The organism is Pseudomonas sp. TWR2-1-1 (assembly GCF_049897045.1).
Taxonomy (GTDB): Bacteria; Pseudomonadota; Gammaproteobacteria; order Pseudomonadales; family Pseudomonadaceae; genus Aquipseudomonas; species Aquipseudomonas versuta.
The window spans coordinates 155000-177575 of the sequence record NZ_JAFCVM010000002.1 but is presented as its reverse complement, the minus strand read 5'-3'; the positions used below and the strand labels follow the sequence as shown (position 1 = coordinate 177575).

At 56.7% G+C, this 22576-nt stretch carries 22 protein-coding genes; 14 read left to right on the top strand and 8 right to left on the bottom strand.

Features of this window, described 5'->3' with window-relative positions:
- Positions 1 to 61: 61 nt before the first annotated feature.
- Together ACP7BO_RS05765 and ACP7BO_RS05760 are read right to left on the bottom strand one after the other, a co-directional pair.
- Entirely contained in the window at positions 62 to 1000 is a 939-nt protein-coding gene (locus ACP7BO_RS05765) for a FecR family protein (RefSeq protein ID WP_426209073.1), read from the bottom strand.
- Positions 997 to 1533 (bottom strand): RNA polymerase sigma factor, encoded by a 537-nt coding sequence (locus ACP7BO_RS05760; RefSeq protein WP_426209071.1) that lies wholly within the window; start codon positions 1531 to 1533, stop codon positions 997 to 999. Before ACP7BO_RS05760 ends, ACP7BO_RS05765 begins: the two co-directional genes overlap by 4 nt.
- A 174-nt stretch (positions 1534 to 1707) precedes the next feature.
- On the opposite strand from ACP7BO_RS05760, the gene ACP7BO_RS05755 reads away from it, so the two are divergent.
- Entirely contained in the window at positions 1708 to 2040 is a 333-nt protein-coding gene (locus tag ACP7BO_RS05755; protein WP_426209069.1) for a YegP family protein, read from the top strand.
- Positions 2041 to 2141: 101 nt separating this feature from the next.
- Here ACP7BO_RS05755 and ACP7BO_RS05750 read toward each other — a convergent pair whose 3' ends face one another.
- Both ACP7BO_RS05750 and ACP7BO_RS05745 read right to left on the bottom strand, forming a co-directional pair.
- Positions 2142 to 3029 (bottom strand): dihydrodipicolinate synthase family protein, encoded by an 888-nt coding sequence (locus tag ACP7BO_RS05750; protein WP_426209067.1) that lies wholly within the window; start codon positions 3027 to 3029, stop codon positions 2142 to 2144.
- Positions 3030 to 3060: 31 nt separating this feature from the next.
- On the bottom strand, positions 3061 to 3843 hold the full coding sequence (locus tag ACP7BO_RS05745; RefSeq protein ID WP_202210947.1) for an aldolase: 783 nt from the start codon (positions 3841 to 3843) through the stop codon (positions 3061 to 3063).
- Positions 3844 to 3992: 149 nt separating this feature from the next.
- On the opposite strand from ACP7BO_RS05745, the gene ACP7BO_RS05740 reads away from it, so the two are divergent.
- Positions 3993 to 4535, top strand: coding sequence for a helix-turn-helix domain-containing protein (locus ACP7BO_RS05740; protein WP_010655864.1), 543 nt, complete (start codon positions 3993 to 3995; stop codon positions 4533 to 4535).
- Between the two features lie 40 nt (positions 4536 to 4575).
- Here ACP7BO_RS05740 and ACP7BO_RS05735 read toward each other — a convergent pair whose 3' ends face one another.
- Positions 4576 to 5601, bottom strand: coding sequence for a DUF4917 family protein (locus tag ACP7BO_RS05735; RefSeq protein WP_397454478.1), 1026 nt, complete (start codon positions 5599 to 5601; stop codon positions 4576 to 4578).
- A 150-nt stretch (positions 5602 to 5751) separates the two neighbouring features.
- Between ACP7BO_RS05735 and yiaY the strand changes: the two genes are divergently transcribed.
- Positions 5752 to 6900, top strand: a complete 1149-nt coding sequence (yiaY, locus tag ACP7BO_RS05730) for an L-threonine dehydrogenase (protein ID WP_060694347.1) — start codon at positions 5752 to 5754, stop codon at positions 6898 to 6900.
- Between the two features lie 131 nt (positions 6901 to 7031).
- Here yiaY and ACP7BO_RS05725 read toward each other — a convergent pair whose 3' ends face one another.
- Positions 7032 to 8555, bottom strand: a complete 1524-nt coding sequence (locus tag ACP7BO_RS05725) for a fumarate hydratase (protein WP_397454477.1) — start codon at positions 8553 to 8555, stop codon at positions 7032 to 7034.
- Positions 8556 to 8907: 352 nt separating this feature from the next.
- Between ACP7BO_RS05725 and ACP7BO_RS05720 the strand changes: the two genes are divergently transcribed.
- Together ACP7BO_RS05720 and prpD are read left to right on the top strand one after the other, a co-directional pair.
- Positions 8908 to 9846 (top strand): iron-sulfur-binding ferredoxin reductase, encoded by a 939-nt coding sequence (locus ACP7BO_RS05720; RefSeq protein ID WP_426209064.1) that lies wholly within the window; start codon positions 8908 to 8910, stop codon positions 9844 to 9846.
- A gap of 143 nt (positions 9847 to 9989) precedes the next feature.
- A complete protein-coding gene (gene prpD / locus ACP7BO_RS05715; protein ID WP_426209062.1) occupies positions 9990 to 11474 on the top strand; it encodes a 2-methylcitrate dehydratase in 1485 nt (494 codons plus the stop codon).
- A gap of 128 nt (positions 11475 to 11602) precedes the next feature.
- On the opposite strand, the gene ppsR is transcribed toward prpD, so the two are convergent.
- Entirely contained in the window at positions 11603 to 12421 is an 819-nt protein-coding gene (gene ppsR / locus ACP7BO_RS05710) for a posphoenolpyruvate synthetase regulatory kinase/phosphorylase PpsR (RefSeq protein WP_060694339.1), read from the bottom strand.
- A gap of 177 nt (positions 12422 to 12598) precedes the next feature.
- Here ppsR and ppsA point away from each other — a divergent pair, with 177 nt between their 5' ends.
- From ppsA to ACP7BO_RS05665, 9 genes are all read left to right on the top strand, one after another.
- Positions 12599 to 14974: a phosphoenolpyruvate synthase gene (ppsA, locus tag ACP7BO_RS05705; protein ID WP_010655860.1), complete on the top strand. Its 2376-nt coding sequence runs from the start codon at positions 12599 to 12601 to the stop codon at positions 14972 to 14974.
- Between the two features lie 104 nt (positions 14975 to 15078).
- Positions 15079 to 16068 (top strand): alpha/beta fold hydrolase, encoded by a 990-nt coding sequence (locus ACP7BO_RS05700; protein ID WP_426209059.1) that lies wholly within the window; start codon positions 15079 to 15081, stop codon positions 16066 to 16068.
- Between the two features lie 196 nt (positions 16069 to 16264).
- Positions 16265 to 16756, top strand: coding sequence for a ribonuclease E activity regulator RraA (gene rraA / locus ACP7BO_RS05695; RefSeq protein ID WP_060694336.1), 492 nt, complete (start codon positions 16265 to 16267; stop codon positions 16754 to 16756).
- A gap of 24 nt (positions 16757 to 16780) precedes the next feature.
- Positions 16781 to 17776: a CorA family divalent cation transporter gene (locus ACP7BO_RS05690; protein ID WP_060694334.1), complete on the top strand. Its 996-nt coding sequence runs from the start codon at positions 16781 to 16783 to the stop codon at positions 17774 to 17776.
- 63 nt (positions 17777 to 17839) lie between these two features.
- A complete protein-coding gene (locus ACP7BO_RS05685) occupies positions 17840 to 18085 on the top strand; it encodes a CrfX protein (protein WP_397454473.1) in 246 nt (81 codons plus the stop codon).
- A 2-nt stretch (positions 18086 to 18087) separates the two neighbouring features.
- On the top strand, positions 18088 to 18912 hold the full coding sequence (locus tag ACP7BO_RS05680) for a mechanosensitive ion channel family protein (protein ID WP_003441169.1): 825 nt from the start codon (positions 18088 to 18090) through the stop codon (positions 18910 to 18912).
- Positions 18913 to 19002: 90 nt separating this feature from the next.
- Positions 19003 to 19593 (top strand): RNA polymerase sigma factor SigX, encoded by a 591-nt coding sequence (gene sigX / locus ACP7BO_RS05675; protein ID WP_029612359.1) that lies wholly within the window; start codon positions 19003 to 19005, stop codon positions 19591 to 19593.
- A 106-nt stretch (positions 19594 to 19699) separates the two neighbouring features.
- Complete coding sequence (locus tag ACP7BO_RS05670) at positions 19700 to 20677, top strand: OmpA family protein (protein ID WP_397454472.1); 978 nt, start codon at positions 19700 to 19702, stop codon at positions 20675 to 20677.
- 163 nt (positions 20678 to 20840) lie between these two features.
- Positions 20841 to 21866, top strand: a complete 1026-nt coding sequence (locus tag ACP7BO_RS05665; protein ID WP_060694328.1) for a quinone-dependent dihydroorotate dehydrogenase — start codon at positions 20841 to 20843, stop codon at positions 21864 to 21866.
- Between the two features lie 143 nt (positions 21867 to 22009).
- Here the strand turns inward: ACP7BO_RS05665 and rmf are convergent, their stop codons facing one another.
- On the bottom strand, positions 22010 to 22225 hold the full coding sequence (gene rmf / locus ACP7BO_RS05660) for a ribosome modulation factor (protein WP_019827662.1): 216 nt from the start codon (positions 22223 to 22225) through the stop codon (positions 22010 to 22012).
- Between the last annotated feature and the right edge of the window lie 351 nt (positions 22226 to 22576).

The following is a 22576-nucleotide window of genomic DNA, read 5'->3' as shown; positions in this document are numbered from 1 at the left end:
GGAAGACGCAGCACAAAGAGAAAACCACATATGCGAATGAAAAATATTCGCATATGTGGTTTTAGCGGGGTTCGATGCGGATTTTTCCGTTTTCCAGCAGGTGGTTTTTCACCGGGATCAGTGCGGGCAGCGCCTTGACCAGTGCCAGCGGGTCGCTGACATCCAGATTGCCCGAGACCTTGTAGCGGCCAAGCGGTCCGTCTGCCAGTTCAATCACCCCGGGGCGGTACAAATCCAGTTCATCCACCAGGCTGGCCAGCTCCCGGTTGCGAAAGGACAGATGGCCGCTGCGCCAGTCAGCCACTTCCCCCGGGTTGAGGGTTTGTTCTGCAAGCGTGCCTTTGGCGTAATCGTAAGAGGCGCGCTGCCGGGCGCCCAGCAAGGCAGACGACTTGCCGTCGGGGATAAAGGCGACTTGCCCGTGGGCGACGCTCACCACTAATTGGCGCTGGCTGCGGCGTACATCAAAACCGGTTCCCACGACCCGGATCAGAGCATCGCCGGCATGTACCACCAAAGGCTGTTCTTTATTGGCGGCCACTTCGATATAGAGCTGGCCCTGATCCAGATAAATATTGCGCTGGTGGGGGCTGAAGTCGATGCGCAGGCGGGTGTTGGCATTCACGGTCAGGCTGCTGCCGTCGGGCAGTGTCAGGGTTTTCGGGTTCTGGCTTTGGGTGGCCACCTGTTGCTGGTGCAATGCCACCGGGGTCCCGATATTCAGTGCAAACACGGCGCATAACACTGCTGCTGCCGTTGCCAGGGCAAAAGCCGAGCGCCGGCGCACCGGCAGGGGGGCGGGTTTGCTCCGTGGCTGGAGTTCACCGAGTTCGGCCCAGAGTGACTCAAATTCGGCATACGCGCGGGCATGCGCCGGGATGGCTTTCCAGGCGTTGAATTGCTCGCGGCAATGTCTGTCAGGTTGATTGCGGTTGCGCGCAAACCAGGTGGCTGCCTGCGCGTCGATGCTGTCGTTGGTGATCGTTTGAAAGGGGGTCATTGTGGCTGCTCCTTGCCGCTGTCCCGTTGTAAATGTTGCTTGCAGTGCAACAAGGCAAAGGCGATGTGCTTTTCCACCATGCTGACGGAGATGCCCATGCGTTCGGCAATCTGCGCCTGACTCAAGCCTTCAAAACGATGCAGCATAAGGGCTTCGCGGCGTCTGGGCGAGAGTTCTGCGAGCACGACCTTGAGTTGCTCCATTCGTTGCTGGCGTTGTGCAGCGGCCATTGGATCATCCCTCTCGTCGCTCAGGGGCTCGGGTTGACGCTCGATATGTTCACTGTGCAGCCCGTGTCGCACTTGCTGACGTCGCCAGTGATCACGTAACAGGTTGCGTGCCATCTGGAACAAAAATGCCCTTGGTTGTTCAACCTTGGCGCGGTCCTGATAACCCAGCCATTGAGTGAATACATCCTGAGTCATGTCGGCTGCATCGCTGGCGTTGTCGGTACGTTTGCGCAGGAAGTGCAGAATCTGCGTGTAGAACTCGCGCAAGGATTCGGCCAGCGGATCAGGTTTGGAGCGGGACATGGAGATCCTTAAGGATGTAGCGATGCAAATAATTCACGAATGTTATCGAGAATTATTGCTATTTGTCTTGCGGGAAATTCATGCCTGGGCTTATTTCGACGGATAAATGGATAAATAGGCTGTGGCCGCTTTACTGAGGAAGGGAAAAACACCTACTGCATCAGGAGAGTGGTTATGTCAGGTTGGTACGAGTTGAGCAAAACCAGTAACGGACAGTTCCGTTTTGTCTTGAAGGCGGCAAATGCCGAAACGATTCTGGTGAGTGAGCACTACACCACTCTGGCTGCGGCCAAAGGCGGGATAGCCTCGGTGCAGGTCAACAGCCCGCATGATGAGCGCTATGACAAAAAGGTCGCCAAAGACGGCAAACCGTACTTCAACCTCAAGGCCGCGAATCACCAGATCATTGGCACCAGCGAGCAGTACAGCTCCGAAGCGGCTCGGGACAAAGGCATCGCCAGCGTCAAAACCAACGGTCCGACAACCCTGGTCAAAGAAAAGTTTTGATGACCCCATTGGCCTGAGCCTGCTGGCGAAGGTGTCACTGGGTTTTTGAGGGTAAAACATCAGCGTCATTTTCGGCAGCAGGCATGGGCGTTCCGGGAGAGTCAGCGCAGCGTTTTCAAGATTTGCTGCAATTGTGAAACGCCGCTTTCAGACAGTGGAAATACCGGCAGGCGTGGGTCCCCAGCCTCAATGCCGGTAAGGCGCAGGCCTGCCTTGATAGTTGCGGGCAAGCCACCTTTTAGAATGAACTGCAGAAGTGGCAATTGGCGATAGAACAGCTCGCGGGCTGTTTTCAGGTCGTTGGCCAGGACCGCTTCATACAACCCCAGATTGAGTGCCGGAATCAGGTTAGGTGCAGCCGTACACCAACCTTTGGCCCCGGCCGCGAACGCTTCCAGTGCCAGCGGGTTGCAACCGTTATAAAACGGGATTTGCCCCTCGCCCAGCTGTTGCAGGCGATGCATGCGCTGAATGTCGCCGGTGCTTTCCTTGACCATGGTGACGTTTTCAACCGCATTGAAAATGCGCAGGATCAGATCGACCGACATGTCCGTACCGCTGGTGGCTGGGTTGTTGTAGAGCATGATCGGAGTGCTGATGCTGTGGCCAATGGCGCGGTAGTGAGCGAGGATTTCAGCTTCGCTGAGTTTCCAGTATGCGGCCGGCAAGACCATCACCACATCGGCGCCATATTGCTCGGCAAGGCGCGCGCGCCGCACAGCCTTGGCGGTGGTCAGGTCGGACACACTGACTATGGTCGGTACCCTTTTGGCGACATGGGCCAGGGTGAACTGGCTGACTTGATCCCATTCGGCGTCGCTCAAGTAAGCGCCTTCGCCGGTGCTGCCCAGCGGGGCAATGGCGTGAACACCGCTGTCGATCAGTTGGTCGATGGAGCGTCCCAGTGCGCTCAGGTCAATCTGCTCGCCGTCGGCGGTAAACGGGGTGATGGTGTAGCCGATGATGCCGTGAATGTTTGAGGTCGACATAAAGTATCTCCGTTTGAACAGGTAGGTGGGCTCAGTTCAGGCAATCGGCATGACGACGCAGGTTTTGCCGGGCGTAGTAATTGAATGCGGCAGCGTGACGTTTAGGACGGCTGATCCAGTCATGGGCTTCGCGACCCAGCGCCGGCTCGACGGGTTTGATAGTGCCGGCCGCCATCGCCAGCAGTTGCAGTTTGGCGGCGCGCTCGATCAGTTGCGCGATCACGCAGGCTTCTTCGATGCTGGCCCCGCTCGACAACTGGCCGTGGTGCGAGAGCAGGATCGCGCGTTTGGCGCCCAGCGCCCGGGTGATGATTTCACCTTCTTCATTACCCACCGGCACCCCCGGCCAACCTTCCAGAAAAGCGCAGTCTTCGTACAGCGGGCAGAGATCCATGTGCGACACCTCAAGCGGCACTTCCAGCATCGACAGTGCGGCTACGTGGGTCGGGTGAGTGTGGATGATGCAGTTCACATCCGGGCGGGCGCGGTAGACCCAGCTGTGAAAGCGGTTGGCCGGGTTCGGCATGCCGTGGCCTTCGAGTACTTCCAGGTCTTCATTGACCAGCAATAGATTACCGGCAGTTATTTCGTCAAATCCCAGGCCCAGTTGCTGGGTGTAATAGGTGCCGGGTTGTGGCCCACGAGCCGTGATTTGCCCGGCCAGACCTGAGTCGTGGCCGTTTTCAAAGAGGATGCGGCAGGTCAGGGCCAGCTTTTGCCTGTCAGTCCACGTATTATCTGCCAGCGTATTTTGCATCTGTACAAGCGCTTGTTTGACCAGTTGCTCTTTCGGGAGTGCTAATGTCTTGGCCATGTCGGTGTCCTTTGCAGTGATTGCCGGATTGCCTGCCCCGCAGCCTGGAAAGTGGCGGGGCAGCGCATATGACACTTAAGAGGTTATATGACACAAAGTGTCATTGACAAGAGAAACCCGCAGCTCCTTTGATGGATTAATTGCTATACATGTCTATCCGCTTGAAATTACTCAGAAAAAAATTGGGCGTTACCCTTGAGGTGCTGGCCGAAAAATCCGGCATGACCAAGAGTTACCTGTCCAAAGTTGAGCGCGGGCTTAATACGCCGTCGATCGCCGCGGCGCTTAAATTGGCCAGGGCGCTGAATGTGAACGTCGAGGAGCTGTTCTCGGAGGACAGCGCACGGCTGGACAACTACAGCCTGGTGAGAAGTGATCAGCGCCAGTTGCTGTCGGGCACCGGACAGTCACCGGGTTATGCAGTGTTGGCGCATCAGGTCAGCGAGCGCAATTTGTTGCCGTTCATGATGTTCCCCCCTTTCGAATTCGCCGATCCCAGCTTCAAGGAGCATACGGGCGAAGAATTTTTGTTCGTGCATGAGGGGGCAGTAGAGGTCGATTTTATGACTGAGCGGGTCATTTTGCAGAAGGGCGATGCCTTGCATTTCAACGCCCAAAAGCCCCACCGTTTGCGTTCGGTGGGGCAGGTTCAGGCGCAGTTGCTGGTGGTGGTCAATAGCCGGGATGACTAAGTATTGCGGGCCCTTTTCCCGTTGCGGGAGGAGAGCGGATTTAAACCTCTACCGGTACCGAATGCCTGGTGTAGCCCAGCGGGTGAGTTTTCGAATTATAGAAGCGTAATGTCAGCTTCTTGTCTGCAAATAGTGCCGAGTAGTGGTGTTTCTGGAAGCGGATAAACGCTTCGTTGCGCGGGTAAATCGAGATGCACAGCGTTTTCAGCGGTGCCTGACGCAAAGCATCAATCAGGTGCTGGTCCTGCTCTGCCAGGCTGTGGCCAAAGATGCATAACGTGTCTTTGTGGGTCATCAGCTGTTCATGGCAAAACGACAGGTAATCCGAGTGACGAATGGATTTGCGCTTGTCGTCGCTGTTGCTCTCGCTGACAAACAGCGGCACATCGTCCAGCGCGCTGATCGAGTGATTGATCGCGAAGTTGCTCAGCAGCACGGGTGGCGTGGCGTTGATCTTGCGAGCCTTGCCTTCCTGATTTTTCACCAGATGCAGGCCACCGTGCAGGTAGAGCACGCGTGTGGACTTGCTCTTGCCCAGTGCGCCAGCCAGTTCGAAAGTAGCCCCCGGCGTATCGAACAGGTCATTGAACTGTTTCGGCGCCTGCATCACCGCCCAGGGGGTGAGCAGGTCGTAGTTGGAGCAGTACACCGTGGCGTAGCGCGCCAGTTCACGGTTCCAGCATGCCAGGGTTTCGGGCTGCATCAGGCGCCAGGGGATGTGTACGTCCTGTGTGCTGTTGATCAGCGCTTCTTTGATGGCGTAGTAGCGCTTGCGCGGCGAGGCTGAATTGATCGCCAGGGCTTTGTTGACCTTGCTTGCGGTTTTGAGTGCGCTTAACACGTGCTCGAAATTGCGCGTGCCCAGGGCTTCGAACACGCTGAGTTCGGTCTGGCTCAGAGGCTTTTCGGCGACACTTTTGGCTTTGTCGAACAGCGAGTCGTAATAAAAGTCATGCCACACGGCCATGCTCGCACCGTTACCGATCAGCAGCCCGCTGCACGGTGTGCCGGTGCTCAAGGCATTCCAGTCTTCTAGTTCGGCATCAAATTCCTGGAAGGGGGTCATGGCAAATATCGTCTCAAGGCGGGGGCAAAGCAGGACTTTATCACGCTCAAGTGTTGAGCCAGATCAACATCGGTGTGCATAAATAAGTTGAAGCTATGCTCATGGACTTATTCAGCGTCGCGGGCTACACCCCGCTTTAGAGGACTCGCCATGACCAGCACTTTTTTTATTCCCGCCGTCAACATTATGGGTAACGGTTGTCTGGATGAAGCCATGACCGCGATTAGCAATTATGGATTTCGCAAGGCGCTGATCGTGACGGATGCCGGGCTGGCCAAGGCCGGGGTAGCAACGCTGATCGCAGAAAAGCTGGCATTGCAGGATATTGACTCGGTGATTTTCGACGGCGCCAAGCCGAATCCGAGCATTGCCAACGTAGAGGCGGGTTTGAAGGTCCTCAAGCAGCATCAATGTGACTTTGTTGTATCGCTGGGTGGCGGCTCGCCCCATGACTGTGCCAAAGGCATTGCGTTGTGTGCGACCAACGGCGGGCATATTCGCGATTACGAAGGCGTGGATCAGTCGGCCAAGCCCCAACTGCCGCTGGTTTCGATCAATACCACGGCGGGTACGGCCAGTGAGATGACGCGTTTTTGCATCATCACGGACGAAGAGCGCCACGTGAAAATGGCGATTGTCGACCGCAACGTAACACCGCTGCTGTCGGTCAACGACCCGCAACTGATGGTGGCAATGCCCAAGGGGCTTACGGCTGCGACCGGTATGGACGCGCTGACCCACGCCGTGGAAGCCTATGTGTCGACCGCGGCCAACCCGATTACCGACGCCTGTGCAATTAAAGCCATGCAGCTGATCAGCCAGAACTTGCGTCAGGCGGTAAGCGATGGCAAAGACCTCACCGCCCGGGAGAACATGGCCTACGCGCAGTTCCTGGCAGGCATGGCGTTCAATAATGCGTCGCTGGGTTTTGTTCACGCCATGGCGCACCAGTTGGGTGGCTTCTACGACTTGCCGCACGGGGTGTGCAACGCGGTACTGCTACCCCATGTGCAAACCTTTAACGCTCATGTGTGTGCGGCTCGCCTGACCGATGTGGCCCACGCGCTGGGTGCCGATATACGGGGTTTGAGCCCGGAAGAGGGCGCGCAAGCAGCCATTGCGGCAATTCGCACCTTGGCCAAGGATGTTGAAATTCCAGCCGGTCTGCGGGATCTGGGGGCCAAGGTGGATGACATCCCGATGTTGGCAACCAACGCGCTGAAAGATGCCTGTGGTTTCACCAACCCGCGCAAGGCGGATCAGGGGCAGATTGAAGAGATCTTCCGTAACGCGTTTTAACGTCTTGTAGGAGCGAGCTTGCTCGCGAGCTCTTCAACTGCTCGCGAGCAAGCTCGCTCCTACAGATAACGTGCATAAAAAACGGCCGGGTGATTAACCCGGCCGTTTTTTTGTGTCTGGCTTAGAAGGGCTTACTGCACTTCAACGGCCAGGCTTTCGCTGATTTTCTTCTGCCAGATTGCCGGGCCGGTGATGTGTACCGACTCGCCTTTACTGTCGACAGCCACGGTAACCGGCATGTCTTTAACGTCGAACTCGTAGATCGCTTCCATGCCCAGTTCGGCAAAGGCCACGACGCGCGATTTCTTGATGGCTTGAGCCACCAGATACGCTGCACCGCCAACCGCCATCAAGTACACGGCTTTGTGGTCCTTGATCGCTTCGATAGCGGTCGGGCCGCGCTCGGATTTGCCGATCATGCCCAGCAGGCCGGTCTGATCAAGGATCTGGCGGGTGAACTTGTCCATCCGCGTGGCTGTGGTCGGACCGGCAGGGCCAACGACTTCGTCGCCGACCGGATCAACCGGGCCCACGTAATAGATGAAGCGACCCTTGAGGTCGACCGGCAAGGTTTCACCACGGTTCAGCATTTCGACCATGCGCTTGTGCGCCGCGTCGCGACCGGTGAGCATTTTGCCGTTGAGCAAAACGGTCTCGCCCGGCTTCCAGCTTTGCACGTCTTGCGGGGTCAGGGTGTCCAGGTCTACACGGCGCGCCGATGGACCTGCTTCCCAGACGATTTGCGGGTAGGCGTCCAGCGGTGGTGCCTGGAGTTCGGCCGGGCCGGAACCGTCGAGCACAAAATGCGCATGGCGGGTGGCCGCGCAGTTCGGGATCATGCACACCGGCAAGGAAGCGGCGTGGGTCGGGTAGTCCATGATTTTTACGTCGAGCACGGTGGTCAGGCCGCCAAGGCCCTGGGCGCCGATGCCCAGCTGGTTGACCTTCTCGAACAGCTCAATACGCATCTCTTCGATACGGCTGGACGGGCCGCGCTTGATCAGGTCGTGAATGTCGATGGACTCCATCAACACTTCCTTGGCCATCACCGCCGCTTTTTCAGCCGTGCCGCCGATACCGATGCCGAGCATGCCCGGTGGGCACCAGCCCGCACCCATGGTCGGAACGGTCTTGAGCACCCAGTCAACGATCGAGTCGGACGGGTTGAGCATGGCCATTTTCGACTTGTTTTCGGAGCCGCCGCCCTTGGCCGCTACGTCCACTTCCACGGTGTTGCCCGGAACGATGGAGTAGTGGATAACTGCCGGGGTGTTGTCCTTGGTGTTGCGGCGAGCGCCGGCCGGGTCGGCCAGGATCGAAGCCCGCAGGACGTTTTCCGGGAGGTTATAAGCGCGACGCACGCCTTCGTTGATCATGTCGTCCAGGCCCATGGTGGCGCCGGTCCAGCGCACATCCATGCCCACACGCACGAATACGGTGACGATGCCGGTGTCCTGGCAAATCGGGCGGTGGCCGGTGGCACACATGCGCGAGTTGATCAGGATTTGCGCCATCGAGTCACGGGCCGCTGGCGATTCTTCGCGCAGGTAGGCCTCGTGCATGGCCTGGATGAAGTCCACGGGGTGGTAGTAGGAAATGAATTGCAGGGCGTCAGCAACGCTCTGAATCAGGTCGTCTTGCTTGATCACGGTCATGGGTCGCGCTCCTCTATAAGACGGGAACATTCAATAAGGTGTTTGCGACCTTGGTCTATCGGTCTGTCGAAAACATCTTTGCTGGGCATACCGGGCACGGATGACCGGCACCAAAAAGGCGCGGCAGTATAACCCGGTGCACGCCTTGATACACCTGCGGGGGGTATAAACGAACGTCGGGTGGATTTGTAGCCGCTGACGAAGGCTGCGTGCGGCGGCGAAGCCGTCGTAGAATCAGCTACCGCGATCCTTTAGTTCAGGCGCACGCTCAGCATTTACGATCGCTTTGCAATCTGCCTTAGCCTGCGGCAACTGCTACCCGCCACACTGACTCTTTTACAGGACATATGAAGTGCCCGAGTTACACGTCGCTGACCGGCGCTGGTCGGTTTGCCAGGATGCCAATTTGCTCGATAGCCTCAATCAGGCCGGTGTGGCGGTGCCTTACAGCTGCCGTGCCGGCAGTTGCCATGCCTGTCTGGTGCGTTGTGTGCGTGGCGAGCCTGCCGACCTCAAACCCGAGGCATTGAGCCGCGCCCAGCGTGAACAAGGCTGGCGCCTGGCTTGTCAGTGTCAGGTGGTGGAAGACTTGCAGCTTGAGGCCTTTGACCCGATGCGCGACGGCTTGCCCGCCGAGGTGCTGAGTGTCGACTGGTTGAGCCCGACGGTGTTGCGCTTGCGTTTGTTGCCTGGGCGCTCGCTGCGTTATCGCGCCGGTCAGCATGTGGTGTTGTGGACAGCCAGCGGTGTCGCGCGTCCGTATTCATTAGCCAGCCTGCCGGATGAAGACCGGTTTCTGGAGTTTCACCTCGATTGCGCCCATGCCGGTGAATTTGTCAGTGCCGCGCGTCAGTTGCGGGTTGGCGATCCGCTGCGTTTGGGGGAGCTGCGTGGCGGCGCTCTGCGTTACGACCCCGACTGGCAGGAACACCCTCTCTGGCTGCTGGCGTCCGGCACCGGGCTGGGGCCTTTATATGGCGTACTGCGCGAGGCGCTGCGTCAGCACCATCATGGGCCGATACGCCTGGTGCACGTAGCCCGGGATCATAGCGAACACTACCTGGAGGCAGAGCTGCAGGCGCTGGCTGTCGCGCAGCCAAATCTGCAGGTCGAGCGGGTCGTGCGCGCTCGGTTACCGGACTTTCTGGCCGGGTTACGGGTGGAGTCGCGCCAGACTCACGCTTTGATCTGCGGTCACCCCGACAGTGTCGAGGCTTTCGCCAAGCGTTTGTTTTTGGCGGGGCTGGCGCGCAACCGGCTGCTGGCAGACGCCTTTTTAACCCGCAGCTGAACGCAAGTACGACTTAAGCCCTCTACAGTGGGGAACTGTCTGGCTGTAGAAATCTACTTGAGCGGGCGCTCCAGACCCGCATGATCACGCCGAGCCTGAGGATGGAACACACCTTTTAATTATCCGAACTGGAGCAATTACGAATGAGTGCCAACGTCGACCTCAACAATCGTCCCGACTATGACCGCGTCTTGCAGGACATTGCCGATTACGTCCTGACTTACACCATCACCTCGCCCGAAGCCCTGAACACTGCCCGCAACTGTCTGATGGACACGTTGGGCTGTGGCTTGCTGGCGTTGCGTTTTCCGGAGTGCACCAAGCACCTGGGGCCGATAGTGGAGGGCACGCTGGTGCCTTTTGGTGCCCGTGTGCCGGGGACTTCGTTGCGGCTGGACCCGGTCAAGGCCGCGTGGGACATCGCCTGCATCGTGCGCTGGCTGGATTACAACGACACCTGGCTGGCGGCGGAGTGGGGGCATCCTTCGGATAATCTGGGCGGCATTCTGGCGGTGGCCGATCATCTGTCGCAAAAGCGCGTGGCCAATGGCGAGGCGCCGCTGACGGTGAGGGCGGTGCTTGAGGCAATGATTATGGCCCATGAGATTCAGGGGGTGATTGCCCTGGAAAACTCTTTCAACCGTGTAGGGCTCGATCACGTGCTGTTGGTGAAAGTCGCTTCGACGGCGGTCTGCGCCAAGCTGATGGGGGCTGACCGCGAGCAGTTGCTGTCGGCATTGTCCCATGCCTTTGTCGATGGCCAGGCCTTGCGCACCTATCGTCATGCGCCCAATGCCGGGTCGCGAAAATCCTGGGCTGCCGGGGATGCGTCGAGTCGGGGGGTGCGCCTGGCTGATATTGCGATGCGCGGCGAAATGGGTGTTCCGGGTGTGCTGACGGCGCCGCAGTGGGGGTTCTACGATGTGCTGTTCAGCCATACCAACAAGGACCTGGCGCTCAAGCCTGAAGGCCAGCGTCAGTTCAGCCTGTCACAGCCCTACGGCACTTATGTGATGGAAAACGTCTTGTTCAAGATCAGTTTTCCGGCCGAATTTCATGCGCAAACCGCCTGTGAGGCGGCGGTAACCTTGCATCCGCAGGTCAGGGATCGTCTGCACGAGATCGAGAAAATTGTGATTACAACCCACGAATCAGCGATTCGGATCATTTCCAAGCAGGGCAAATTGGCCAACGCGGCGGACCGGGATCACTGCATCCAATACATGACGGCTGTACCGCTGGCCTTTGGCAATCTGGTTGCCGAGCAGTACGAGGATGATTTTCATGCCGCGCATCCGATCATTGATGAGTTGCGCGAGAAGATGGTGATTGTTGAAGATCCGCGCTTTACCCGCGAATACCTGGAGGCCGACAAGCGCTCAATCGCCAATGCGATTCAGGTGTTTTTCACCGATGGCAGCAGTACCGGGCAAGTGGTTGTGGAGTATCCGATTGGCCATCGTCGGCGGCGTGCCGAAGGCATTCCGTTGCTCGAAGACAAGTTCAAGGCCAATTTGGCGACGCGGTTTGTGGGCCAGCGTTGCAAGCAGATTTTTGCGCTGTGCAAGGACCAGGCGGCGCTGGAGGCGACACCGGTTCATGCATTTGTGGACTTGTTGGTGATTTAAACCCGGCGTAGCCACAGAGCAATCATTGTGGGAGCTGGCTTGCCAGCGATGCGGGCGGCCCGGAGTATCAGGCCGTGCGCACTGATGTCATCGCTGGCGGGCCAGCTCCCACAGGGTAAGGCGGTGGGTTATTTGAAGCGTCGCTCCACGCCTTTTTCGACCAGGATTTTGGCCGAGATTTCTTCTACCGAGAAATGCGTGGAGTTGATGTGCGGAATGTTTTCACGCTGGAACAGTAGCTCGACCTCGCGCACTTCAAATTCGCATTGGGCGTAGCTTGAATAGCGGCTGTTGGGCTTGCGCTCGTTGCGAATGGCTGTCAGGCGGTCAGGGTCAATGGTCAGACCGAAGAGTTTGTGTTTGTGCGCGCTCAAGGCTGCCGGCAACTTGAGGCTTTCCATATCGTCATCGGTCAGCGGGTAGTTGGCCGCGCGAATGCCGAATTGCATTGCCATATAAAGGCAGGTCGGGGTTTTGCCGCAGCGCGACACGCCCACCAGGATCAGGTCGGCTTTGTCGTACTTGTGGGTGCGGGCCCCGTCATCGTTGTCGAGGGCAAAGTTCACGGCCTCGATGCGCTCCATGTAATTGGAGTTGTGGCCGATGGAGTGCGACTTGCCGACCGAGTAGGAGGAGTGCTCGTCGAGCTCTTGCTCCAGCGGTGCGAGGAAGCTGGAAAAGATGTCGATCATGAAACCATTGGAGGTGGCGAGGATCTCGCGGATGTCCTGATTGACGATGGTGTCGAAGATGATCGGGCGAACTCCGTCTTTTTCGGCGGCGTTATCGATTTGTTGTACCATTGCCCGCGCTTTGTCCACGCTATCTATATAGGGGCGTGTGAACTTGCTGAAGGTCACATTTTCGAACTGTGCCAACAAACTCTGGCCAAGGGTTTCGGCGGTAATGCCGGTGCCATCGGAGATAAAGAAAGCAGATCGTTTCATTTGCGCCTTGGGCCTTAAGCTGGTGACGATTGTTGGATATGATAGGCGCGATTTTGTCGCGCTACATGGCCGGCAGTTTCACTTATTTTCCAGGTCCAGGCCACAATCGCTGCGATGCCCCCTAGATGAGCATTCAGCGCCCTGAGCTTTTCCAACACAGTTAGTGGAGAGATCACCTTGGTAGAGTACGTAGTTTCCCTCGATAAGCTCGGCGTCCATGATGTAGAGCATGTGGGGGGCAAGAACGCATCCCTCGGCGAGATGATCAGTAATCTTGCAGGCGCTGGTGTTTCGGTTCCCGGTGGTTTTGCCACCACTTCCCAGGCATATCGTGATTTTCTTGAACTGAGCGGCTTGAACGATCAGATTCATGCGGCGCTGGACGCGCTGGATGTTGATGACGTTAACGCCCTGGCCCGGACCGGGGCCCAGATCCGTCAATGGATCATGGAAGCCGAGTTCCCGGAGAAGCTCAACGCAGAAATTCGTACGGCTTTCGCAACCTTGTCCCAGGGCAACCCGGACATGGCTGTTGCCGTGCGCTCCTCGGCTACCGCTGAAGACTTGCCGGATGCATCCTTTGCCGGTCAGCAAGAAACTTTTCTGAATATTCGTGGCGTTGAAAACGTGATCCGTGCGGCCAAGGAGGTATTTGCCTCCTTGTTCAACGATCGTGCGATTTCTTACCGCGTGCACCAGGGTTTTGACCACAAACTGGTCGCGCTGTCGGCAGGAGTGCAGCGCATGGTGCGCTCCGAAACCGGGACCGCGGGTGTGATGTTCACCCTGGACACCGAGTCGGGTTTCCGTGATGTAGTGTTTATCACCGGCGCCTACGGGCTGGGCGAAACTGTTGTGCAGGGCGCGGTCAACCCGGACGAGTTCTACGTCCACAAGCAGACTTTGGAAGCCGGTCGCCCGGCGATTTTGCGTCGCAACCTGGGCAGCAAAGCGATCAAGATGATCTACGGCGAAGAAGCCAGCGCCGGCAAGTCGGTCAAGGTGATCGACGTTGACAAGGCCGACCGTGCCCGCTTCTGCCTGACTGATGCTGAAGTCAGCGAGCTGGCCAAGCAGGCGATGATCATCGAGAAGCACTACAAGTGCCCGATGGACATCGAATGGGCCAAAGACGGTGACGACGGCAAGCTGTACATCGTTCAGGCGCGCCCTGAAACCGTGAAAAGCCGCAGTGCCGGCAATGTCATGGAACGCTACCTGTTGAAAGAGACCGGCACGGTGCTGGTGGAAGGCCGCGCGATCGGTCAGCGTATCGGCGCAGGCAAGGTCCGGATCATCAAGGACGTGTCCGAGATGGACAAGGTCCAGCCGGGCGACGTGTTGGTGTCTGACATGACTGATCCGGACTGGGAACCGGTCATGAAGCGTGCCAGTGCAATCGTCACCAACCGTGGCGGGCGTACCTGCCACGCGGCGATCATCGCGCGCGAACTGGGTATTCCGGCCGTGGTCGGTTGCGGCAACGCGACCCAGCTGTTGAAAGACGGCCAGGGCGTGACTGTTTCCTGTGCCGAAGGTGATACCGGTTTTATCTTTGAAGGCGAGCTGGGCTTCGATATCAAGAAGAACTCGGTCGATGCCATGCCGGAACTGCCGTTCAAGATCATGATGAACGTCGGCAATCCGGATCGCGCCTTTGACTTCGCGCAGTTGCCGAACGCCGGCGTGGGTCTGGCCCGCCTGGAATTCATCATCAACCGTATGATCGGTGTGCACCCCAAGGCACTGTTGAACTACGACGGCCTGCCGCAGGAAATCAAGGATAGCGTCGACAAGCGTATCGCTGGCTATGACGATCCGGTCGGTTTTTATGTCGAAAAACTGGTTGAAGGCATCAGCACTCTGGCTGGCGCATTTACGCCTAAGAAAGTGATCGTGCGTCTGTCGGACTTCAAGTCCAACGAGTACGCGAACCTGATCGGCGGCAAGCTGTACGAGCCCGAAGAAGAAAACCCGATGCTGGGCTTCCGCGGCGCTTCGCGTTACATCAGCGAAAACTTCCGCGATTGTTTCGAACTCGAGTGCCGCGCCCTCAAGCGTGTGCGCAACGAGATGGGCTTCACCAACGTCGAAATCATGGTGCCTTTCGTGCGCACCCTGGGTGAGGCGAGCCAGGTCATCGACCTGCTGGCTGAAAACGGCCTCAAGCGTGGCGAAAATGGCCTGCGCATCATCATGATGTGCGAGTTGCCGTCCAACGCGATTCTGGCCGAAGAGTTCCTTGAATTCTTCGACGGTTTCTCCATCGGTTCCAACGACCTGACCCAGTTGACCCTGGGTCTGGACCGCGACTCCGGTGTGATTGCCCACTTGTTCGACGAGCGTAATCCGGCAGTTAAAAAGCTGCTGTCCAACGCCATTCAGGCGTGCAACAAGGCTGGCAAGTACATCGGTATTTGTGGCCAGGGCCCGTCCGATCACCCGGATCTGGCGCTGTGGTTGATGGAGCAGGGCATTGAAAGCGTGTCCCTGAACCCTGACACCGTGCTGGAAACCTGGTTCTTCCTGGCTGAAGGTCAAGCCCAGGCTTGAGTCGTTGAGAGAAGGGCGGGGCAGCCAATGGGCTGCTCTGCTCTTTATAAGCAGTGGTAGGGCGAGTTCCTCTGTGGAGTCGCCCTTTTTTGTGCAAGAGCATTATGCAAAGCAGCAGTCATCTTTTTCCCGTTGCCCTGATTAGCGCTGAGCGTCGGAGTGATCTGAGCGAAGACGTTTATCGCTTGAAACCCGCCAATAGCCCGGACATTTCCGTGGAGCTGGTGGTGACCCGGCTGGGCATGGCTGACGCCAGCCAGGTGCGCGGTGTGCCGGTTATCCTGTTGCACGGCAGCTTTTCCAATCGGCGATTCTGGTACTCGCCCAAAGGGGTGGGGCTGGGGGCATTTCTGGCCCGGGCCGGCTTTGATGTGTGGCTTCCTGAAATGCGCGGTCATGGTCTTTCGGCGCGCAATATCAGCTGGAACAAGAACCGTGTGGCGGACTACGCCCGTTATGATTTGCCGGCCATCGGTGCCTTTGTACGCGAGTTAAGCGGGAGCATCCCGCACTGGATCGGCCACTCTCAAGGTGGGATCAGTCTGGCAGCGGCCCTTGGCGGTCAGTATCTGGGTGATGAAGCCGTGGCCTCCGCGGCGTTTTTTGGCTGTCAGATCAATCGTCGTTATTGGTTATTGAAAATCCCGCCGGTGCAGTGGTGCGCTTATCTGTTGTTGAAGCGCTTTACGCAACTCTCGGGTGCATGGCTCAAGCGAGGTCCCGAAGACGAGCCCGTCAGCATCGCCCTGGAAACCTTGCGCTGGAATGGTTTTATGGGGGGCTTTAAAGATTCTGAAAAGGATTGGTGGGCGGGTCTGGCCGAAGTCCGTGTGCCCGTACTGGCCGTCGCTGCCGCGGGCGATCGGCAAACTCCGGAATGGGCGTGCCGAAAACTCTACGACCAGTTGGGCTCAGAGCAGCTTACTTTCGTGACTTTGGGGTGCAAGCAGGGTTTCAGTTCTGATTTCAGTCACGTTGAGATGCTGGTAAGCCAGGCCGCCCGGGAAGAAGTGTGGCCGCTGGTGCGCAATTGGCTGGCCCAGCACTGCGTGGCAGTGGCTGAAGACGGTTTTGCACAGGTCAGCGGGTTTTAATCCGGGGTTTTGAGTGGTGCGAGTGCGGCTAATATGTGACGTTGCCTGTGAATGTGGTCACGTTAGGCGTCTGGGCTTGTGGTGTGTTCTCGCTGATAGGTGCGTAAACATATACAGTCAGCCTGCTTCAGAGCGTCTATAAAGCTAGTGTTGTTTTTCCTCCCCCTGCTGCGCGACTCAAAACAGGAGTTACTTCATGAATCACTACATCACTCCCGATCTGTGCGATGCCTACCCCGATTCAGTGCAGGTGCTTGAGCCAATGTTCAGCAATTTTGGCGGGCGCGACTCCTTTGGCGGCGAGATCGTGACCATCAAGTGCTTCGAGGACAACTCCCGGGTCAAGGAGCAGGCTGAGCTCAATGGCACGGGCAAAGTGATGGTGGTCGACGGCGGTGGGTCTCTGCGCCATGCCTTGCTGGGCGACATGATTGCTGAGAAAGCATCGAAAAACGGTTGGGAAGGGCTGGTGATCTACGGCTGTATCCGCGATGTCGATGTTCTAGCCCAAACCGACCTGGGGGTGCAGGCATTGGCCAGTCACCCGCTCAAATCCGTCAGGCGCGGTCTGGGTGATGTGAATGTGCCGGTAACGTTTGCAGGTGTCACATTTCGCCCCGGAGAATTCATTTACGCCGACAACAATGGCGTTATCATTTCGCCAACTGCTCTGAAAATGCCGGGCTAAACGTATCACCATTAAGGATCAGGGATGTTCGAGGACGAAAACGCTCAATGGGGACTGGTCCATGCGCTGGTGCTGGACGGCAAAGGCGGTGCGCGTTCGATTGCACGCACCGAATTGGACGATCTGCAGTTGCAAGCGCATGAAAGCATCTGGTTGCATTGGGATCGCAGCCATCCGCAGACCCAGAACTGGTTGCGCGACTCGAGCGGCTTGAGTGACTTCAGTTGTGATTTGCTGCTGGAAGAGAATACCCGCCCCCGCTTGCTGCCTCTGCCCGACAATGAGCTGTTGTTGTTCATGCGTGGCGTCAATCTGAACCCGGGGGCCGAGCCGGAAGACATGGTCTCGCTGCGTATTTTCGGCAGTGCCCAGCGGGTAATTTCCTTGCGTATGCGTCCGCTGCGGGCCACCGACGAGCTGCTCGGTGAGTTTTCGCTGGGTGAAGGGCCTGGAAATCCTGCTGAATTGATCCTGTATCTGGCTCAGCATCTGACGTTGAAAGTGCAAGACTTGATCAGCGAGCTGTCGGAAATCGTCGATGACGAAGAGGATAAAATAGATGCCGACGAACGGTATACCCCGGAGCATGGGGCTATTTTGCAGATTCGCCGAAGGGCTGCTGCCTTGCGTCGTTTTCTGGCGCCTCAACGGGACATTTTCGGACAGCTCACGCGGACAAAATTACCGTGGTTCAGCTCGGATGACGCCGATTACTGGAACGAACTGAACAACAGCCTGACCCGCTATCTGGAAGAGCTTGAGTTGACCCGCGAGCGCGTGGGGCTGGTACTTGAGTCTGAAGATCGTCGTTTGAATGTGCGCATGAGTCGCATCATGTACCGGTTCGGCGTACTCACCGGGATATTCCTGCCCATCACCTTTCTTACCGGTTTGCTCGGGATCAACGTGGGGGGTGTTCCACTCTCCAATGATCCCTATGGCTTTGCCGTGATCTGCATCTTGATGCTGGTCATTGGCGTAGGGCAATGGTGGTTTTATCGTCGTTTGCAGTGGCTTTGAACGGGGCACATGTGACGCCGATAAAGTTGTTCGCGTCTTTTACAGACATACCGAGAGGTGCTTATGCACGATCCGTTTGAACAGTCGCTACGTGAAATGCTCAAGTCGCCGCCGTCCACCCGTGACGATGACGCCTGCCTGGGCCGAGTGCTGAAAACCGCTAACCGTCAGGTGGGTGCGGGTGATCTTTTCAGTCTGCTGGGGCGTTGGGTGCAAGCACTTATGATTGCTTTGAATAACGGTTCGGCTCATATTGCGCCCGTTTCGCGGCGCAAACCTGCTGCTCGCCCTGTTGATAAGGCTGATTGAACATGGAACTTGATCTCTGGACCCAGAGCCTGGTCACGGCAATGACTGCCTTGTGGACCAAAATTGCCAACTTCATCCCTAACCTTTTCGGGGCGTTGGTGGTGGTGCTGTTGGGCTTCGTGGTTGCCAAACTGCTGGATACCCTGCTTTCTAAGTTGCTTGCCAAGTTGGGCCTCGATCGTTTGATGGGCGGCACCGGGCTTACCAAGATCCTGGGGCGCGCAGGCATTCAAGTCCCGATCTCGACCCTTATTGGCAAAATTGTTTATTGGTTCATTCTTCTGATCTTCCTGGTCTCCGCTGCCCAGTCGCTGGGGCTGGAACGCGTCTCTGCTACGCTTGACATCTTTACGCTGTACTTGCCCAAGGTCTTTGGTGCGCTGCTAGTGTTGTTGGTCGGTGTGCTGGTTGCACAGTTGCTCAACGGTCTTGTACGTGGCGCTGCCGAGAGTGTCGGGTTTGATTACGCAGGCGGTCTGGGGCGTGTGGCGCAAGGGCTGGTGATCATCATCAGTATTTCCGTGGCAATCAGCCAGTTGGAGGTCAAGACTGACCTGCTCAACCATGTGATTGTGATCGTGTTGATTACCGTTGGCCTGGCTGTGGCTTTGGCAATGGGGCTTGGAAGCAGGGAAATTGCGGGGCAGATTCTTGCCGGGATCTATGTGCGTGAGTTGTATCAGGTTGGGCAGGACGTTCGAGTGGGTGAGGTTGCAGGTCAGATTGAAGAAATAGGCACGGTTAAAACCACGTTGCTGACCGATGAGGGTGAGCTAGTCTCCATCTCTAATCGGATCTTGCTGGAGCAGCACGTGACCAGCCGCTGATGCGGCAAACCCTGCTAATGTATGCCACCGCAAAAAAGCCTGTTCCAAAGGCAGCGGCGGACATTGACCTGACTGTCGGCACGACTCGTTTTGAATAAAGCCCAATCGCTATCCATGCGCTACGACCCCCGCGAGCTCTCTGATGAGGAGTTGGTGGCGCGCGCGCATGATGAGTTGTTTCACGTCACGCGCGCCTACGAAGAGCTGATGCGTCGCTATCAACGTACGCTGTTCAACGTTTGTTCAAGGTATTTAGGGAACGATAGGGACGCGGATGATGTCTGTCAGGAAGTAATGCTAAAGGTGCTGTACGGTCTGAAAAATTTCGAGGGGAAATCGAAATTCAAAACATGGCTATATAGCATCACTTATAACGAATGCATTACACAGTATCGAAAGGAACGGCGAAAGCGTCGCTTGATGGACGCATTGAGTATTGACCCCCTCGAGGAAGCGTCTGAAGAAAAGGCGCCGAAACCTGAGGAAAAGGGCGGACTTGATCGCTGGCTGGTGCATGTGAACCCGATAGATCGGGAGATTTTAGTGCTGCGTTTTGTCGCAGAACTGGAATTTCAGGAAATCGCAGACATAATGCATATGGGTTTGAGTGCGACGAAGATGCGATACAAGCGCGCTCTAGATAAATTACGTGAGAAATTTGCAGGTATTGCTGAAACTTAGTTCAGCGCAAATGGCTCTACGTGTAGGCAAGGTCTGATAGACTTGTCGCCGAGTTGTCCCCCGGTATGTGGGACTGCTTTACAATCACCAGATGGGGATTTAACGGATGAAACTGAAAAACACCTTGGGCATTGCCATTGGTTCCTTTGTAGCCGCAACTTCGTTCGGTGCCCTGGCACAAGGCCAAGGCGCGGTCGAGGGTGAACTGTTCTACAAAAAACAGTACAACGACAGCGTCAAGCACGTAGAAGACGGTTACAACCCAGGCGCATCGATCGGTTACTTCCTGACCGACGACGTTTCGTTGAACCTGACCTACGACACTACTGACCACACCCGTTCGGCTGATGGCACTGGCCACCAGAAAATCAAAGGCGACAACTTTGGTCTAAACGCTCAGTACCACTTCGGTAACGTTGGCGACGCTCTGCGTCCATACGTTTCCGGCGGTGTTGCTCACAAGAGCATGACCAACGTTGAGGCTGATGGCCACAGCGGTCGCGACAAGTCGACTTTCCTGACAGCTGGCGCTGGTGTTAAGTGGTACATCACTGACAACCTGTTCGCTCGTGCAGGCGTTGAAGCTGACTACAAACTGGACAACGGCAAGTGGGACTACGCTCCTACCGTTGGCCTGGGTGTTAACTTCGGCGGCAACGGCGGTAAAGTAGCTCCTGCTCCAGTTCCAGCTCCAGCACCAGTTGCTGAGCCAGAGCCAGAAGCTCCGATCGCTGAAGTAGTTCGCGTTGAACTTGACGTGAAATTCGACTTCGACAAGTCGGTTGTTAAATCGCAGTACATGCCTGACATCAACAACGTTGCTGATTTCATGAAGCAGTACCCTGCGACCAACACTACTGTTGCTGGTTACACTGACAGCGTTGGTACTGACGCCTACAACCTGAAACTGTCGCAACGTCGTGCTGACGCTGTTCGTGCAGCTCTGGTTAACCAAGGTGTTGCAGCTAACCGTGTAGACGCAGTTGGTCACGGTAAAGCTAACCCAGTTGCAAGCAACGCAACTGAAGAAGGCCGTGCTCTGAACCGTCGCGTAGAAGCTACCGTTCAAGCAGAAGCTAAGTAATTTTTAGCTAGGCTGTTCAGAAAAACCCGGCTTAGGCCGGGTTTTTCTTTGCCTGCGATTTAGCCGGGTACGGATCATTGTGATACGTCTGCCCCTCGCTTGCGCAGGGTATGCGCGGCTATAATCGCGCCCTATTCAAGTCATTTTCGAGACTATTGAGCCCATGTATAACCTGGCCCGCCAGTTGCTCTTCAAACTTTCCCCTGAAACCTCTCACGATTTGTCTTTGGATTTGATCGGCGCTGGTGGCCGTCTGGGGCTCAATGGTTTGTTGTGCAAGACGCCGGCAAAACTGCCAGTGACAGTCATGGGGCTCGAATTTCCGAACCCGGTCGGCTTGGCTGCCGGTCTGGATAAAAATGGTGCGGCTATTGATGGCTTCGCACAGTTGGGTTTTGGCTTCGTTGAAATCGGCACGGTTACTCCGCGGCCTCAGCCAGGCAACCCAAAACCACGCATCTTTCGATTGCCGGAAGCGCAGGCGATCATCAATCGCATGGGGTTCAACAACCTCGGCGTGGACCACCTGCTGACACGGGTTCAGGCAGCAAAATACAGCGGTATCCTGGGCATTAACATCGGCAAGAACTTCGACACGCCGGTTGAGCGCGCAGTCGACGACTACCTGATCTGCCTGGACAAGGTGTATGCCCATGCCAGCTATGTAACCGTGAACGTCAGCTCGCCTAATACACCTGGTTTACGCAGCTTGCAATTTGGTGATTCTCTCAAGCAGTTACTTGAAGCCCTACAATTGCGTCAGAACGAACTGACAAAGCTCCACGGCAAGCGTGTCCCTCTAGCAATCAAGATTGCTCCGGACATGACTGACGAAGAAACCGTGCTGGTGGCACAGGCGTTACTTGAGACTGGTATGGATGCAGTGATTGCGACCAATACCACCTTAAGTCGTGTCGGGGTTGAGGGCATGGAGCATGGTGACGAAGCGGGTGGTTTGTCCGGTGCTCCGGTTCGCGACAAGAGCACCCACACGGTTAAGGTGCTGGCGCAAGAATTGGCAGGGCGCATGCCGATCATCGCCGCAGGCGGGATCACTGAGGGCAAGTACGCAGCTGAGAAAATCGCTGCGGGTGCTAGCCTGGTTCAACTCTATTCGGGCTTTATCTACAAGGGACCGGCCTTGATTCGAGAGTCGGTCGATGCCATTTCCGCGTTGGCTCGTAAATAACCGCTCTCACAAAGTAGAAGTGTCGACAGGCAGGCATAAAAAAGGGCTCCCAAAAGGAGCCCTTGGGCCGAAGCCCGCTGCCCGGATAGGACGGCATGGTTAAGTCGATGTAGCTTCGAGGTGATGTCGGAGTGTGCCCAGAGTTAGCCGACGGCGTGGAGTTCGTTGAGTCTATGGATGCCCGCAGTGCCAGTCATACCGTCCCAGTTGTCGCCGCGTCCCTCGCGCCAGCCGTTAATCCAGGCTTGGCGTACCGACGGTAGAGTAAATGGGCAAAGCTCACGGGACTTTCCATGAACGCCGTATTGATATCCGCGTAAAAAAGCTTTTTCCAACGGATCACGCTTAAGTCTTCTCATAGGGTGTTGCCCTCACTTGTTGACTGTTTTATATCGCGTCGACCTACCAAGGGTCGGGGCAGAGTGTTCTGCCGTTGGTATGCTCGCTGCCGGCGTGGCGAGCATTTTGTTGTCACCTGTGCGGTGACAACCTGAGTTCAGTTCTAACCAATGCGCCTAAGCGTGTGAATGATCGTTTTGTCATAAGGACGTAACGATAATGGTGTTATGGCCATAAGAACGGCTGTTTCTGCAGGGTTGGTTTCGACCAAAGCCTGATAGGGCGAGTGTTTACAAAGATGATGTGTTTCATTCTCTACTGCGAATAGTTACCTGTTTTGCTGGGTTACTATTCGACGAAGGGTCTGAACA

Bases quoted from the DNA above. Each gene is read 5' to 3' on its own strand.
- ACP7BO_RS05670 (WP_397454472.1), top strand. From the start codon at position 19,700: ATGAAACTGAAAAACACCTTGGGCATTGCCATTGGTTCCTTTGTAGCC.
- ACP7BO_RS05750 (WP_426209067.1), bottom strand. From the start codon at position 3,029: ATGTCGACCTCAAACATTCACGGCATCATCGGCTACACCATCACCCCG.
- ACP7BO_RS05735 (WP_397454478.1), bottom strand. From the start codon at position 5,601: ATGACCCCCTTCCAGGAATTTGATGCCGAACTAGAAGACTGGAATGCC.
- ACP7BO_RS05725 (WP_397454477.1), bottom strand. From the start codon at position 8,555: ATGACCGTGATCAAGCAAGACGACCTGATTCAGAGCGTTGCTGACGCC.
- yiaY (WP_060694347.1), top strand. From the start codon at position 5,752: ATGACCAGCACTTTTTTTATTCCCGCCGTCAACATTATGGGTAACGGT.
- ACP7BO_RS05700 (WP_426209059.1), top strand. From the start codon at position 15,079: ATGCAAAGCAGCAGTCATCTTTTTCCCGTTGCCCTGATTAGCGCTGAG.
- ppsR (WP_060694339.1), bottom strand. From the start codon at position 12,421: ATGAAACGATCTGCTTTCTTTATCTCCGATGGCACCGGCATTACCGCC.
- ACP7BO_RS05690 (WP_060694334.1), top strand. From the start codon at position 16,781: ATGTTCGAGGACGAAAACGCTCAATGGGGACTGGTCCATGCGCTGGTG.
- prpD (WP_426209062.1), top strand. From the start codon at position 9,990: ATGAGTGCCAACGTCGACCTCAACAATCGTCCCGACTATGACCGCGTC.
- ACP7BO_RS05680 (WP_003441169.1), top strand. From the start codon at position 18,088: ATGGAACTTGATCTCTGGACCCAGAGCCTGGTCACGGCAATGACTGCC.
- ACP7BO_RS05740 (WP_010655864.1), top strand. From the start codon at position 3,993: ATGTCTATCCGCTTGAAATTACTCAGAAAAAAATTGGGCGTTACCCTT.
- ACP7BO_RS05745 (WP_202210947.1), bottom strand. From the start codon at position 3,843: ATGGCCAAGACATTAGCACTCCCGAAAGAGCAACTGGTCAAACAAGCG.
- ACP7BO_RS05665 (WP_060694328.1), top strand. From the start codon at position 20,841: ATGTATAACCTGGCCCGCCAGTTGCTCTTCAAACTTTCCCCTGAAACC.
- rmf (WP_019827662.1), bottom strand. From the start codon at position 22,225: ATGAGAAGACTTAAGCGTGATCCGTTGGAAAAAGCTTTTTTACGCGGA.
- ACP7BO_RS05765 (WP_426209073.1), bottom strand. From the start codon at position 1,000: ATGACCCCCTTTCAAACGATCACCAACGACAGCATCGACGCGCAGGCA.
- ACP7BO_RS05760 (WP_426209071.1), bottom strand. From the start codon at position 1,533: ATGTCCCGCTCCAAACCTGATCCGCTGGCCGAATCCTTGCGCGAGTTC.
- ACP7BO_RS05755 (WP_426209069.1), top strand. From the start codon at position 1,708: ATGTCAGGTTGGTACGAGTTGAGCAAAACCAGTAACGGACAGTTCCGT.
- rraA (WP_060694336.1), top strand. From the start codon at position 16,265: ATGAATCACTACATCACTCCCGATCTGTGCGATGCCTACCCCGATTCA.
- ACP7BO_RS05685 (WP_397454473.1), top strand. From the start codon at position 17,840: ATGCACGATCCGTTTGAACAGTCGCTACGTGAAATGCTCAAGTCGCCG.